The sequence below is a fragment of the Bradyrhizobium sp. GW821-FHT12B03 genome (assembly GCF_058807535.1).
In genome coordinates this window covers 102,565-115,932 of record NZ_JBXAQU010000010.1, presented here as the reverse complement: position 1 = coordinate 115,932, position 13,368 = coordinate 102,565, and the positions used below count along the sequence as shown (strand labels likewise).

General features: G+C 65.0%; 12 protein-coding genes. 6 read left to right on the top strand and 6 right to left on the bottom strand.

Annotation, left to right across the window (positions count from 1 at the left end; genetic code table 11):
* Positions 1 to 99: 99 nt before the first annotated feature.
* From AC1RUR_RS20330 to AC1RUR_RS20315, 4 genes are all read right to left on the bottom strand, one after another.
* Entirely contained in the window at positions 100 to 678 is a 579-nt protein-coding gene (locus tag AC1RUR_RS20330) for an Hpt domain-containing protein (protein ID WP_492847168.1), read from the bottom strand.
* A 27-nt stretch (positions 679 to 705) separates the two neighbouring features.
* Positions 706 to 1,251 carry a response regulator gene (locus tag AC1RUR_RS20325; protein ID WP_008549760.1) on the bottom strand — a complete coding sequence of 182 codons (546 nt, stop codon included), beginning with the start codon at positions 1,249 to 1,251 and terminating at the stop codon, positions 706 to 708.
* Positions 1,252 to 1,359: 108 nt separating this feature from the next.
* Positions 1,360 to 2,139 (bottom strand): NAD kinase, encoded by a 780-nt coding sequence (locus AC1RUR_RS20320; protein WP_492847166.1) that lies wholly within the window; start codon positions 2,137 to 2,139, stop codon positions 1,360 to 1,362.
* A 147-nt stretch (positions 2,140 to 2,286) separates the two neighbouring features.
* Positions 2,287 to 4,323: an autotransporter domain-containing protein gene (locus tag AC1RUR_RS20315; RefSeq protein WP_492847164.1), complete on the bottom strand. Its 2,037-nt coding sequence runs from the start codon at positions 4,321 to 4,323 to the stop codon at positions 2,287 to 2,289.
* A gap of 295 nt (positions 4,324 to 4,618) precedes the next feature.
* Here AC1RUR_RS20315 and AC1RUR_RS20310 point away from each other — a divergent pair, with 295 nt between their 5' ends.
* From AC1RUR_RS20310 to AC1RUR_RS20300, 3 genes are all read left to right on the top strand, one after another.
* Complete coding sequence (locus AC1RUR_RS20310; protein ID WP_492847162.1) at positions 4,619 to 6,859, top strand: caspase family protein; 2,241 nt, start codon at positions 4,619 to 4,621, stop codon at positions 6,857 to 6,859.
* 59 nt (positions 6,860 to 6,918) lie between these two features.
* Positions 6,919 to 7,176: a hypothetical protein gene (locus AC1RUR_RS20305; protein ID WP_492847160.1), complete on the top strand. Its 258-nt coding sequence runs from the start codon at positions 6,919 to 6,921 to the stop codon at positions 7,174 to 7,176.
* A 92-nt stretch (positions 7,177 to 7,268) separates the two neighbouring features.
* A complete protein-coding gene (locus AC1RUR_RS20300) occupies positions 7,269 to 8,852 on the top strand; it encodes a S10 family peptidase (RefSeq protein ID WP_492847158.1) in 1,584 nt (527 codons plus the stop codon).
* Here AC1RUR_RS20300 and AC1RUR_RS20295 read toward each other — a convergent pair.
* Together AC1RUR_RS20295 and AC1RUR_RS20290 are read right to left on the bottom strand one after the other, a co-directional pair.
* Complete coding sequence (locus AC1RUR_RS20295; protein WP_492847156.1) at positions 8,842 to 10,227, bottom strand: serine hydrolase domain-containing protein; 1,386 nt, start codon at positions 10,225 to 10,227, stop codon at positions 8,842 to 8,844. The genes AC1RUR_RS20300 and AC1RUR_RS20295 overlap by 11 nt on opposite strands.
* Positions 10,228 to 10,333: 106 nt before the next feature.
* Positions 10,334 to 10,873, bottom strand: coding sequence for a tetratricopeptide repeat protein (locus AC1RUR_RS20290; RefSeq protein WP_492847154.1), 540 nt, complete (start codon positions 10,871 to 10,873; stop codon positions 10,334 to 10,336).
* A gap of 250 nt (positions 10,874 to 11,123) precedes the next feature.
* Between AC1RUR_RS20290 and AC1RUR_RS20285 the strand changes: the two genes are divergently transcribed.
* The 3 genes from AC1RUR_RS20285 to AC1RUR_RS20275 all read left to right on the top strand — a co-directional run bounded on the left by AC1RUR_RS20285 (position 11,124) and on the right by AC1RUR_RS20275 (position 13,137).
* On the top strand, positions 11,124 to 11,507 hold the full coding sequence (locus AC1RUR_RS20285) for a His-rich protein BRANT (protein WP_492847153.1): 384 nt from the start codon (positions 11,124 to 11,126) through the stop codon (positions 11,505 to 11,507).
* Between the two features lie 198 nt (positions 11,508 to 11,705).
* Positions 11,706 to 12,140, top strand: a complete 435-nt coding sequence (locus AC1RUR_RS20280; protein WP_492847151.1) for a hypothetical protein — start codon at positions 11,706 to 11,708, stop codon at positions 12,138 to 12,140.
* A 286-nt stretch (positions 12,141 to 12,426) separates the two neighbouring features.
* On the top strand, positions 12,427 to 13,137 hold the full coding sequence (locus AC1RUR_RS20275) for an outer membrane protein (protein ID WP_492847149.1): 711 nt from the start codon (positions 12,427 to 12,429) through the stop codon (positions 13,135 to 13,137).
* Positions 13,138 to 13,368 lie beyond the last annotated feature (231 nt).

Genomic DNA, 13,368 nt, shown 5'->3' with positions numbered 1-13,368 from the left:
GGTGGGCACGCTTCCGCCTTCGCTCTTCGAGCTACGGCGGACAAGTCGCTTTGCCCACCCTTGTATATCTGTGCTGGCAATGACGAGAGAAGAGAGCCCTTACTCCGCCGGCGCGATGCTCGGCGCCAGGATCACCTCGAGATGCTCGGGGCGGTCGCGATTGACGTCGGCGAGATAGTCGTCGGCGACCTTGCGCAGGCGGCGGCTGAGCTCGGCGGAGACGCTGATGCTGTCGAGCTTGGTGTTCTCGTGCAAGATGGCGAGAATGGCGTTGATGTGGTGCGTGAACAGCTCGGCCGGCACCCGTTCGAGATCGGGCGCATGCTCGATGACGCGGCACAGGCTCTCGGCGATTCCCGCCGCGGCCGGATAGCCGAACGTCGCAGCGTCACCCTTGATGTCGTGCGCGGCGCGAAACAGCTCGTCGCGCCTGTCCTTGGTGAAACCGTCATTGCGGATGGCGACGTAGGCTGCGGACAGCCGATTGACCTCGGTCGTCATCCAGTCCTTGAACTCGCCGGCGAGGCCCGCAAGCGCCTGCTCGGCGCGGCTGACCGGATCGTCCATGTCCTTTTCCTCGACACGGCGCAGAACCTTGCGCAGCGGATTGGGCTGCGTGATCAATTGGTGCGTGGCGAAGGCCGTGACCTCGATGTCCCTTGCACTGTTCTTCGCCATGATACCTGCCTCGCGTGAGACGCTGCGCTAGATGGAGGAGCGGGCCTTGTCGAGCAACGAGGGCTGCTGGAGCACCTCGTGCTTTTCGCCGACGCGGCGCTCGGGGCCCATATAGGCGGAGTTGGTGTTGCGGCGCCGGTCCGGGCCGAAATAGGTCTTGGTCTTGATGAAGGGCCGGGGATTGGCGACCACGTTGAGGATGCGCTGATAGAGACCCTTGGCCGAGATCGGCTTGGCCAGGAACTCGGTGACGCCGGCATCGCGCGCGACCGTGACGCGGCGCTTCTCGGAATGACCGGTCAGCATGATGATCGGCGCGTAGGGATTGCCCTTGGATTCCGGCTGCCGGATCATCTGCGCGAGCTCGAGCCCGTCGAAGATCGGCATCGCCCAGTCGGTGATGACGATGTCGGGCACGTAATGGCTGTACATTTCCAGCGCGGTGGCGCCGTCTTCGGCCTCGTAGACTTCGCGCGCGCCGAACGAATGCAGCAGCGTCCGCAGGATACGGCGCATGTGCGGATTGTCGTCGCAGACGAGAAAGCGCAGCTTGTTGAAGTCGATGCGGAACATGGCGCCCGGGCTGAAGCGGTCAATCTTCGTTAACCATATCGTGGCGGGGGTTAACGAAGGGTTGCGACCAGGCGTCCCAAGCGCCGGTCGAGCCGCCGGGCAGGGGGCTCAGTACCCGAACTGCTCGCGCAGGATGCGCTCTTCCAGGCTGTGGCCGGGGTCGAACAGCATCCGCATCGAGATGGTCTTGTCGGAGAGGACCTCGACGCGGCGGACGTCGCGCACCTCATCATGGTCGGCGACCGCGGCGACGGGGCGCTTGTCGCCCTCCAGCACCTCGATCACGACATAGGCTGTGTTGGGCAGCAGCGCACCGCGCCAGCGGCGCGGGCGGAAGGCGCTGATCGGGGTCAACGCCAGCAGTGCGGCGTTGATCGGCAGGATCGGCCCCTGGGCGGACAGATTGTAGGCGGTGGAGCCGGCCGGCGTCGCCACCATGATGCCGTCGGCGATCAGCTCGGGCATGCGCTCGCGCTCGTCGATCAGGATCCGCAAGCGCGCCGCCTGGTAGGTCTGCCGGAACAGCGCGACCTCGTTGATGGCGTGATGCAAATGGACACGGTCGTTGACGTCGGTCGCCCGCATCAAGAGCGGGTTGATCTCGGATTCATGCGCCGCCTCGAGCCGTGCGCGCAGATCGTGCGTCGAGTATTCGTTCATCAGGAAGCCGACCGTGCCGCGGTGCATGCCGTAGATCGGCTTTCCCGAGTGCATGTTCTGGTGCAGCGTCTGGAGCATCAACCCGTCGCCGCCGAGCGCGACGACGACGTCGGCGTCCTGCGGGGCGCAATTGCCATAGTCCCTGGTGAGCTGGCCGAAGGCGGCCTGCGCCTCGCTGCTCAGGCTGGCGACGAAGGCGATCCGGTCGTATCGCGCTGGCTTGGTCATACTCTGGACGCGTCCACGGCTGCTCAACGGTATCCGGTCGTCTATCGACCTTGCATGACATTGTCGAGGACCGGAAGGCCCCAAAGCAAATGGGCAGCCCCTCGGGGGCCGCCCATTTTCGCGTTGGAGTTCAGGACGTCTTAATGATCAGTATTTCGCGACGATCGTGGTCGGCGCAAAACGGTAGTTCACGCCGATCTTGACCTGGCTGATCCAGGCCTTGTCGGTGACGACCGTACCGTCGTTGGCCGTGGCCGAATGACGGCCGAAGAACAGATAGTCGTACTCGGCCTTGGCTGACCAGTTCTTGCCGAGGTCGAACTCGGTGCCATAGCCGATCACGCCGCCCACCCGGGTGTAATAGGGGGTGGCGAATCCGCCGGTGATCACCGATGCCGGATTTCGGCATTCCCGGGCTCCGACAGTCCCCGACGGTCCGAGGATACAGGTCATCGTCGTGGAGCTATCCTCGAACGCGACACCGCCCTTCCCGTAGAACAGGGTGCGGCCCCAAGCATAACCCACGCGGCCCGTGATGGTGCCCTGCCAGTTCGTCGTGTCCTTCGCCTGGAAGAATGCTGGGCTGAAGCCGATGGGGGCGCCGTTGGGGGCAAGACCCGAATCCGAACCAGCGACCCGGCTGCCGTGAATGTTCGCCGCACCAATATCGCCTTCGATGCCGACGACCCACTTGTTGGCGAATTGCCGGTTGTAGCCTGCCTGCAGGCCACCGATACCGCCAAACACGTGGGGATTGGTTCCCGAAGTCCCCGGATTGCCGGCCGGGAAGCCGATGTCGGTGCGACCATAGCCGACGCCAAGGTAACCACCGACGTAGAAGCCGGTCCAGTCGGTCTGGACGACCGCGGGGGGGAGGGCTTTCACGGGCGCCTTCAGCGGCATCACGCTTGCGATCGTCTCGGGCGAAAACTGATAGCGGATGCCGGCGTTGCCGGTCCAACCGTCGATGTTCTGTCCATTGCGGTAATCGGCGCGGACGAAACCAAGAAAGCCCGTGTTCGCGATCTGACCGGCAAGGCCCAGCGAGTATTGACCGTAGGTGCCGACGCGCGTCGTGGTGTTCGAGCCCGTGATCGTCGCCGGCAAAGGACCGACGAACGCAGCGTTCGTAAGCGAGGTCGCAGCGGTGTTCACGTTGCCAGCAAACTCATGGAAGACGCTCGCCGAAGCGAACGGCTGCCAGATGATATTGCCCGAGTTGATCGTCGTTCCGGCTCGCACCGTCAGGCGGCCGATTTCGCTCTCGATAGCTGATGTCGTGAACGTCGAAACGAAGCCGCCGCCGGCAACGTTGAACGGATCGACGTCCGTCTTCGACCAGATGAAGCCGGCCGAAGGCTCGATGAACCAATTGTTGGCCAGCGCGAAATTGTAGCCGGCGGAGGCCGCTACGGAGATACCGTGTGCGCCGATCTGCTGGCCGAGGAGGCCGACCGAAACGTCGGTCAGGTTGGCAGTGTAGAATTCCTTGCGAACCATGAGGTCGGCAAAGAAGCGGCCCTTCGTCGCAACCACATATGCACCGAGGAAGGGGACCTCGAAGTCGCTCTTGGCGCCGGTGCTGGCCGTCGCGTGAGCTCCCAGATAGCCAGCGGTCGTCCCAATGTGAACGTTCCAGCCGTTCCAGTTGAGGCGCGAGATGTCCTGGCCTACCTGCACACCCGCGAAGGACTGCTTGACCGAGCCGGTGCAACCAGTCGCGGTCGCGCTTGCGGTCGGTACGCCCCCGACACTGATGCCGGAGTTGAACGAGGACGAGAAGTTGTTCTTGACCTCACCGCCGACGCCGCGGACCCAGACACCGCCGCCGGGCTGGTCAGGCTTGGGGTCGCCCGGCGCCGAAACGAATGCGCTGCCCTGCTGGGTCAAGAACGCAGTGCTCAGATTGCCCAGGGCGCCGGCAAACGCACCGGCGGCCGCGCCTCCTGCAACGCCTGCGGTGGCAAGGAAGTCCGCCAGGGGAGCCGGGCCGGTGGTCGCGGGCGTACATTGTGCGAAAGCGCCGGAGCCAGTCACGATTGGAGCCAAGGCAAGGCAGCCTGCCAGTGCGTTACGCCGGGTGAAGAGCCAAATTCCCATTCCCAACCCCCAAAGTCTTAAATCGTAATGAATCGTAATTGTCAGAAACAATATGAGACAGGTCTCCGGTGCGGAAGCATTCAATTCCGTACTCACAACCTCAACGGCTAAGATTTCGCCGCATGTGCTAAAAGCGCCACATCGCCCAGTCGGGTGAGGGTCTCAACGTGAGGTCGATCACATTGTCGCCGACCAATCGGTGAGCAAGATGTGCCGACGCGATCCGGCGTGACGGAAAAGCGTGACGGATGCCGGCCGGTCGTTGAACTGGGAGACCCAAATGGGGTATTCCTAAGCTCATAGTCATACTTGATTGAAACTACACCGATCATCTGTCGAAGCGATTGTGCGGCTGCGAGATCGCAGCACGGGAACGGAAATGATTAGGGGCGTCGTCCGAACGGCGGCAACGATTGCAGCAGTCATCCTCTTGATGGCGCTCGCGATCGATTCCGCTGTGGCTGACAAGCGCGTGGCCCTCGTCGTCGGAAATTCCGCATACCAGACCGTTCCGCGGTTGCCGAACCCGTCGCGTGACGCCACCGCGGTGGCCCAGATGTTCAGGGACGCCGGGTTCGACACCGTCGAGACGCTGATCAATGTCGGCAATCTCGAGCTCAAGCGCGCCATTCGCAAGTTCGAGGCGACCGCTGATCAGGCCGACATAGCAGTGGTCTATTATGCGGGCCATGGTCTCGAGATCGGAGGCACCAACTACCTGATCCCGGTCGACGCCCGGCTTGCCAGCGATCGCGATGCCGACGACGAGGCGATCCCGCTGGAGCGGCTGGTGTCATCTGCGGACGGCGCGAAACGGCTGCGCCTGATCATTCTCGATGCCTGCCGCGACAACCCGTTCGTCTCCCTGATGAGACGCGAGCGCAGAAACATGGTGTCACGCGCAGTCAGCAGCGGTCTGGGCAAGGTCGAACCCACCAGCACCGACACGCTGATTGCCTACGCGGCGAAGGCCGGCTCGACGGCTGACGACGGAGATGGGGAGCACAGTCCGTTCACGACGTCGGTATTGAAGAACCTTCCCGTGCCCGGTCTTGATGTCCGCCTGGCCTTTGGTCGCGTCCGAGACGAAGTGTTGAAGGCGACGACCAACCGGCAGGAGCCGTTCGTCTATGGTGCGCTCGGCGGCGGGACCATCTCGCTGGTGCCGGCACCGGCCGTTCTGCAGCAGGCGCCGGTCGGTGATATCAGGGCGGATTACGAGTTGGTGCAGAAAATCGGCACGCGGCGGGCGTGGGAGGTCTTTCTCGCCACGCACCCGACCGGCTTTTACGCGGATCTGGCCCGCGCGCAGATCGAGGCGCTGAGCGGTCAGCCGCAGGGTGCGCAGCCCAACATCAATCTTGCGGCGCTGCCGCAACCGCCCGCTCCGAGCCGCGAAACGCCGACGAAGGAGGCGATCGAATGGGACAAGGTCAAGGACTCGACCGATCCGGCGGTGCTTCAGAAATTCATCAAGCGTTTCCCTGACTCGCCGCTGGCGGTCGCGGCGCAGCAGCGCATCGACGTGCTGAAGCAGGCCATACAGGAGCGCGAGGACAAGGCGCGTGCCGAACGCGAGGCGGCGCGGCTGGCGGCCGAGGAAGTCAAGCGCAAAGCGGAGGCGGAGAAGGCCGAGCTTGCCGCCCAGAAGAAGCGCGAGGAGGACGAGCGGCGGGCCCGCGAGGCCGAAGCCGCCGAGAAGGCCAAGGCCGCCGCAGCAGCGGCTGCGGCCGAGAAGAAGCGCCAGGAGGACGAGCGGCGCGCGGCCGCGGCCGAAGCCGAGCGGCAGGCGAAAGCCGCGGAGGCCGAGCGCAAGGCGCAGGACGCGAGACAGAAGGCCGAACAGGCCGAGCGCGACAAGGCGTCCGCGGAGGCATCGGCCGCAAAGACGGCTGCCGAGAAGCAGGCGCAGGAAGCCGAGGATGCGCGCAGGAAGGTCGAGCTCGCCGCGGCGAAGGAAGCGGCCTGCAAGGACCAGCAAGGCAAGCTGGATGCGATCATCGCCAAGGGCAGCGAAGGCACCGGCGTCGACGACTTGAAGGCATTCTCCAGGGCGGTAACCTGCGACCGGCTCGGGCCGGTCGTGGTTGCCGCGATCGACCGCTTCAATGCCGAAGCCGCGAAGCGTGCGGCAACCCAGCCCAACTCGCCGCAGCTCGTCGCCTCGGCGCAGGCCGAACTGATCCGGCTCGGCTGCCTGATCGGCAAGCCCGACGGCAAGTTGACTGATCCGACCAAGGCCGCGCTTGGCCGTTATTACGCGATCGGTGGCCAGCCGATCGAGGCCGACAAGATCAGCGTGACGCAGAATCTTGTCGGAGAGCTCACCAAGCACGCCACGCGCGTTTGCCCGATCCAGTGCAAGAGCGACGAAACCCTGAAGGGTGACGTCTGTGTCGCCAACGACAAGCCGGCGCCGGCTGCGACCGCCTCGCGCAAGAACGACGATGAAGATAAGCCGCGCCGCAAGCCATCGAGCCGCGAGGCCGAGCGCGAACCGGCCAAGCGTGCGAGGCCCGAAAACGATGCACCCCGTGCCCGCCAGCAGGCCATCGCACGTCCGAGCATTGTGAGCGGTGGTGGCGGCGGTCATAGTACCATGATCGGCGTCGGGTTCTGAAACGATCGGCGGCCACCGGCGTTAGCTGGCCGGTGTCGGTGTGACGGAAGGAGCAGGACATGAACCGGTTTCATTCGCTGGCGTTTGCTGCGGCCGTCGCGGCGTCAGTCATGGCGATAGCGCCCGCTGCCGCCGATCAAGGGATCGAGCGGCGCGTGGCCAAGCCCTTCGCATCGAAGTATCATGCCTTGCATGCCGGCCGGCTGGCGATTGTGCGCTATCCGCCGACCCGTGTTGCGGCAATACCTGTGGAGGCCGCGTGCAGCGGCCTCTGGTGTCGTCGCGAATTCGTGTTGATGCTCGGGATCGGCTTTTAGGGTTTTCGCGCCCCTGATCCCCCAAAGCGTCGCAATTGTCGGCTAGGACCCTCGACCGTCACCGGGGCGCAAGCTGGACAGGGAGAGTGGTCATGGTCATGCGTTGGTCGGCGCTGCGCCGCATAGGCCTGGTGCTGGCGGTGTCGGTCGTCGCGCTCGCAGGGGCGGCGCTTGCGGATGATCCGCCGCAGCCGCGCTCCGAGCAGCCACGCTCCGAGACGGCGGCGCCGGCCGGACAGAAGGGCGGGCGCGGCAGCGCCGCGCAAGGTGCGCCGCAGGCTTCGCCGCTGGCCGCCGAGCCGCACCGTCTCCCGGCGGATTCGACTACGAAACAGACGCTCGAGCTGCCGGGCCGAACCCTCAACTTCGCCGCGACCGCCGGCTCGATCCGCGTGTTCGATGGCAAGGGCGAGCCGCTGGCCGATATCGCCTATAGCTCCTATGAACTCGACGGTGCCGACCGCGCCACGCGTCCCGTGACGTTCCTGTTCAACGGCGGACCCGGCGCGTCCTCGGCATGGCTCCAGTTCGGCGCCGCCGGTCCGTGGCGGCTGCCGCTCGATGGCGAAGCGCTGTCGCCCTCGGCCTCGCCCGAGGTGAAGCCGAACGCGGAGACCTGGCTCGACTTCACCGATCTCGTCTTCATCGATCCCGTCAGCACCGGCTACAGCCGGTTCGTTGCGACCGGCGAAGATGCGCGCAAGTCGTTCTACTCCGTCGACGGCGACGTCAATTCGATTGCGCTCGTGATCCGCCGCTGGCTCGAGAAGCATGGTCGGCTGATCTCGCCGAAATACGTCGCGGGCGAAAGTTACGGTGGCATCCGTGGACCGAAGGTGGTGCGTCAGTTGCAGCTGCAGCACGGCGTCGGTGTCAGAGGATTGATCCTGGTGTCGCCGCTGCTCGACTTCCGCGAGTTCACCGGCACCAGTCTGCTGCAATATGTCGCGACGCTGCCGAGCTATGTCGCGGTGGCGCGCGAAGCCAGAGGTCCGGTGAAGCGCGCCGATCTCGCCGATGTGGAAGCCTATGCACGCGGCGAATTCCTGACCGACCTCGTCAAGGGCGAGGCCGACAAGGAGGCCACCAATCGCCTGGCCGACAAGGTCGCCGAGCTCACCGGCATCGACCAAGCCGTGAGTCGCCGGCTTGCCGGCCGTTTCGACGTCGGTGAATTCCGCCGCGAACTCGACCGCAAGAACGGCAAGGTGACGGGACGCTACGATGCTTCCGTGCGCGGCTTCGATCCCTATCCGGATTCCAGCAACTCGCGGTTCGGCGATCCCTCCGGTGATGCGCTCCAGGCGCCGCTGACCAGCGCCGCGGTCGACGTGTTGACGCGCAAGCTCAACTGGCGGCCCGATGGCTCCTATGAGGTCCTGAACGGCGCCGTCGAAGGCCATTGGGATTTCGGCCGCGGCATCAACCCGCCGCAATCGGTGTCCGAGCTGCGCCAGATCCTCGCGACGGATGCCAAGCTGAACGTGCTCGTCGCGCATGGCCTGTTCGATCTCGCCACGCCCTATTTCGGATCGAAGCGCGTGCTCGACCAGTTGCCGGCGTTCGCGACCCAGCGGGTGAAATTCACCGTCTTTCCCGGCGGCCACATGTTCTATTCGCGCGACGGCTCGCGGCAGGCATTGCGGAGCGAGGTCGAGCGGTTGATCAGGGAGTAGGCCGGCGCTTGCGGGGTGGATAGCGACGCGCAATCTCGCGCGCGATGACGCTCGCCGGCTTCACATTGGCCCCCGCAATCCAGATATCGCTGACCTTGCCGCGTGCGTCGCGGACGCGGCGCACCATCTCGCCATGGCTCGAATGGCCGGCTGCCGAGGCGAGCTTGCCGGTGTCGCGACCGGTCACCTCGATCTCGCCGGCATCCATGAACGGGTTGTTGAGCTGCGGATTGGCGACGAGCACGCGGTTGCCCAGCGGTACGAGGTCCGTCGCGCCCCAGATCGTCCACCAGCGGCCGGTCCAGTCGCGCACGCGACGGTCGGGTGCGCCGCGGGTGTTGAAGGTGCGCAGGATCTGCATCGCGCCGTCCATCCAGAACGGCGCGGCGCCGTCGATGGAGTTGCTGATGATGCTGATGGCGAGCTCGCAAGCGGGGAGGGCGCAGGTCCGCGAGATATAACCCTGAAAGTGGCCGCCGTGACCGAACCAGTCCCAGCCGTCGAGCTTGCCGGCGCCGATACCCAAGCCGTAATAGGCCTCGAAACTCTGCGGGATACGCCAGTGATGTCGCGTCATCTCGCGGCGGCTGGCGACCGACAACACGCTCTTTCTGGCATTGGGCGCGAGCTGCGCAAAGAAGCGGGCAGTGTCGCCGGCGGTGGCGGCGAAGCCCGTGGCGGACGCCATCGCGTGTGTGGGGTTGTCGCCGGGGATCACGCAACGCTCGCCCAGTGGCACTCTTCGCGTGTGGCCGCGCGCGAATAACGCGCCCTTGGGAAGCGGTGCGTCCGGCTCGGTCTCGCGAAGGCCGGAGGACTCGATGATCTCGCGCTTGATCCAGACGGAGTAGGGCTCCTTCGTCACGGCTTCGACCACGAGACCGAGCAGGCCAAAGCCGTGGTTGGAATATTTGAAGCGCGTGCCGGGCTCGATCACGGTCGGCAGCTTCAGCTCCGCGAGCAACTCCTTGGCATCAAGATACGGGCGGCGGTCGATGAACTGGCCGGAGTCGGCGCCGTCGCGCGTCAGCCCTGCGCTGTGCGAGAGCAACTGCGCGATGGTCGTCTCGGCGACGCGCGGATGCAGGCCGCCGACATATTGGCCGACCGCGTCGTCGAGCCGGAGCTTGCGCTGCTCGCGCAGCTTCATGATGCCGGCGGAGGTGAAGCTTTTCGAGTGCGAGGCGATGCGGCAGCGGTGGCGCGGGGTGAGCTTCTCGCCGGTGTCGAGATTGGCAAGGCCGAATGCGTGCTCGGCGACGACTTCGCCGCGGTGGGCGAAGGCGACGATGACGCCGGGCTGCTGGATCGTGGTCTGCTGGAATTCGATCCATGAACTGATGTAGTCGATCGCGGATCGCAGCCAATTGTCCATTGCGCACCAACTTGCAAGCGGAGGATTGGTGCGAGGCTAGCCGAGAAGGCCGAACCGGCACAACCCTAAGGTTGTGCTGGTTCGCATCGTTCGGAAACGAGATGGCTTAGTAGACGAGCGTCGCTCCGGTCGGCTTGTCGAGCGCCGATGCAAGCGAGCGATACTCGGAGCTGTCGGTACCGGCGAGCGAGGCGATCTTGTTCAGATGATACTGCGCCTGCTCGCGGTTGCCCTGCTCCAGCTGCCAGAGGCCGTAGTACTGCCAGGTGCGGACGTGGTTCGGATCGTCCTTCAGCGCCAGCTCGTAATAGGCCTTCGACGACTGGTAGTCGCCGAGCTTGCGATAGGAGTAGCCGATCAGGTTGGCGACGTCGGCGACGTCGTCGCGCTTGAGCGACTTCAGCTGGCCGATCGCGCCGGTATAGTCGTGGTTGTCGTAGATCGTGGTGTAGGCGGTGCGATAGGCAGCGAGAAACTTCGGATCGCTGACGGAGGAGCTCTTCTTCTTGCCCTTCTTGGTCGAGGAGTCCGATTTCGGCGGTGAGGGCTCGTCGCTGCCCGCGGCATAGGCGCTGGTCAGAGCTGGCCCGGCCGCCAGCGTCATGGCGACGAGTCCCCGCACAAGAAGCGTAGAGAGTTTGCGCATCTAAGTTCTCCCGTATGGAACGTGGCGATCCTACACGATTGCCTGAAGACCGGAACACCCGCCGGACAAAAACATTCCCGGCTGCCCAGCCTATTCGCCATGCCGCAGATGACAAACTTGTCATCCAGATGAACGGAAGCCTGCAACCGGCTTCAGACTGGGTTCAGCGCGCGAGGCCTAGGCTCCCACCTACGATCGAAGGGTGGGCGAGAGGGCGCCGCCTCGAGATCCTTCCAAGAGGAGACCTGCCATGTTGAAGACCATTTCCGCCGCCTTGCTCGCAGCTTCCGTGATCGCAGCCCCGGCCTTCGCGGCTGAGGCCGGCAAGACCACCACGACCGCTCCGGTGATCAAGGCGGACCAGAGCCAGACCAAGGCGACGAACACTGTCGCGAAACCGGACGCCGGCGCCAAGGCCGACACCAAGGCTTCCGACACCAAGGCTTCCGACGTCAAGGCGGACGCCAAGGTCGACGGCAAGTCGAAGGCGATGAATGCGAACGCCGCGGTCACGCCCGACGAGCACAAGACCGTGCGCACGCATCGTCATCACCACAAGCACCTGTCGGCGAAGAAGTCGCTGAAGGCGCAGCCTGACGTGACCAAGCCGGCGACGACCGATAAGCGCAGCTAACGACTGATCCCGCGCGGCGGCATCCCTGGCATTGCCCTGCTGCCGCGTGCGGAATTCAGGCCCGGCCCGTCGTCCCGGCGTCTTGCGCGAAAGCGCAAGGCACCGGCGGCGGGCCGGTGCGTTGCGCAAGCGAATTCCCTTGCTGCAGCCTTGCGGCTAGAACGTCTCCTGAGTCTGGACGAGCGGAGAGCGTGACCTGTGGGGCGATTGGCGAAACGTGCGGTGAGCCTGGCTGCGATCCTGGCATTGCCGCTGGCGCTCGCGGCGTGTTTCGGCAACGACGGTGACCGTCCGACCGTGCTGGGCGGGGCGCAGGCCGGAGGGCCGCAGCCGTTCCCCGACAATTTCCGCAGCGACACGCTGGCGTTGATGCGGGCCTATCTGAACAATCCCGTCGGTGTGCGCGAGGCCGGCATGGCCGAGCCGGTGCTGCGCGAGCTCGGCGGCCGGCAGTTCTACGTGAGCTGCCTGCGCTTCACCCCGCGCGAGACCGACGGCAGCTACAAGGGCATGCGCGAGCGCGCCGTCGTCTTCGTCAACGGGCGGGCCGATCGCGTCGTCGATCGCGCCGGCGAGCTCTGCTCCGGCGCGGTTTACGCACCCTTTCCGGAACTCGAAAAGATGACGCGGTAGCGCAAAGCCCGCCTTCATCGCCTGATGCTAGGACAGAGCCCGCCGGAGCCGCTGGATCACATTTTGGCGAGCTTTGAACGGGGATGGTCTGCCTTGCGACAAATCGTTACGGCAGGCTTTGCGCTGCGACCAAAACAGTCGGTGCAAGGCCACGTGACGGAACAAAATCGCCTTGTTGCCACCCCGTCACAGTAACGAACGATCAACGTTCCGGCATCACCGCGAAGCAACCTAATTCACGCCACGTTGTTTCCTGAGTGTCGAATTTGAAAGAACGGGGATGATCATGAAGACGATCTTGCTGGGCGCAGCGGCCGCTCTGCTCGCGCTGGCCGCGCCAGCGGCAGCGGCTGACATGCAGCCGCGCACCTACACCAAGGCGCCGGCCTACACGCCGCCGCAGGTGATCTACAACTGGACCGGCTTCTATATCGGCGGCCATGTCGGCGGCGCGTTTGCCGGCGACAGCAGCTTCCAGTCGAGCGACGCCCGCTTCCTGGGCGGCGTGCAGGGCGGCTTCGATTACCAGTTCGCGCCCAATTGGGTCGTGGGCGTCGAGGCCCAGTATTCCTGGCTGCCGACCAACAACAACGGTGTCACGTTCCCGCTGGGTACGCAGGTGACGTCCAACACCGACCAGCTCGGGTCGGTGACCGGCCGCATCGGCTACACTTGGGGTCCGGCACTGGTCTACGCCAAGGGCGGTTACGCCTGGCGCAATGGCGGCCTGGGCGTCAACGTCGCCGGCGTGCCGCAGACCTTCACCGCCACCGGCAACAACAAGGACGGCTATACCGTCGGCGCCGGTCTCGAATACATGTTCGCGCCGAGCTGGTCGGCCAAGGCCGAGTACCAGTACTACAATTTTGGCAGCACGACGTTCACCTCCGGCCCGGCCGATATCGTGGGCGTCCGGGGCCGGGAGGACGAGCATACCGTCAAGGTCGGCGTGAACTACCGCTTCGGCTGGGGCGGTCCGTCAGCCTCGCGCTACTGATCCGCCAGCGGCAATCCCAGATCTGACAAGGCCGGCTCCCGCCGGCCTTTCGTTTTCCGGCTTCTTGTTTGCCGGCCCCTTGCTTGCCAGCCCCCGTTGTTTGCTTTGCGTGAACCATCTGGCGCGTCATTTGCAAGCAAACGTTTCGGCGCGCGCCTTCTCACGCGTGTCATGGGGCAGGGGTAAAGCAAAAATAATTTTTGCCGCTTACGGAACTCGTGCTCCGGAACG

Excerpts from the sequence above, each read along its gene's own strand:
- AC1RUR_RS20325 (WP_008549760.1), bottom strand. The coding sequence starts at position 1,251 with ATGTTCCGCATCGACTTCAACAAGCTGCGCTTTCTCGTCTGCGACGAC.
- AC1RUR_RS20330 (WP_492847168.1), bottom strand. The coding sequence starts at position 678 with ATGGCGAAGAACAGTGCAAGGGACATCGAGGTCACGGCCTTCGCCACG.
- AC1RUR_RS20305 (WP_492847160.1), top strand. The coding sequence starts at position 6,919 with ATGAACCGGTTTCATTCGCTGGCGTTTGCTGCGGCCGTCGCGGCGTCA.
- AC1RUR_RS20295 (WP_492847156.1), bottom strand. The coding sequence starts at position 10,227 with ATGGACAATTGGCTGCGATCCGCGATCGACTACATCAGTTCATGGATC.
- AC1RUR_RS20310 (WP_492847162.1), top strand. The coding sequence starts at position 4,619 with ATGATTAGGGGCGTCGTCCGAACGGCGGCAACGATTGCAGCAGTCATC.
- AC1RUR_RS20275 (WP_492847149.1), top strand. The coding sequence starts at position 12,427 with ATGAAGACGATCTTGCTGGGCGCAGCGGCCGCTCTGCTCGCGCTGGCC.
- AC1RUR_RS20320 (WP_492847166.1), bottom strand. The coding sequence starts at position 2,139 with ATGACCAAGCCAGCGCGATACGACCGGATCGCCTTCGTCGCCAGCCTG.
- AC1RUR_RS20290 (WP_492847154.1), bottom strand. The coding sequence starts at position 10,873 with ATGCGCAAACTCTCTACGCTTCTTGTGCGGGGACTCGTCGCCATGACG.
- AC1RUR_RS20300 (WP_492847158.1), top strand. The coding sequence starts at position 7,269 with ATGGTCATGCGTTGGTCGGCGCTGCGCCGCATAGGCCTGGTGCTGGCG.
- AC1RUR_RS20285 (WP_492847153.1), top strand. The coding sequence starts at position 11,124 with ATGTTGAAGACCATTTCCGCCGCCTTGCTCGCAGCTTCCGTGATCGCA.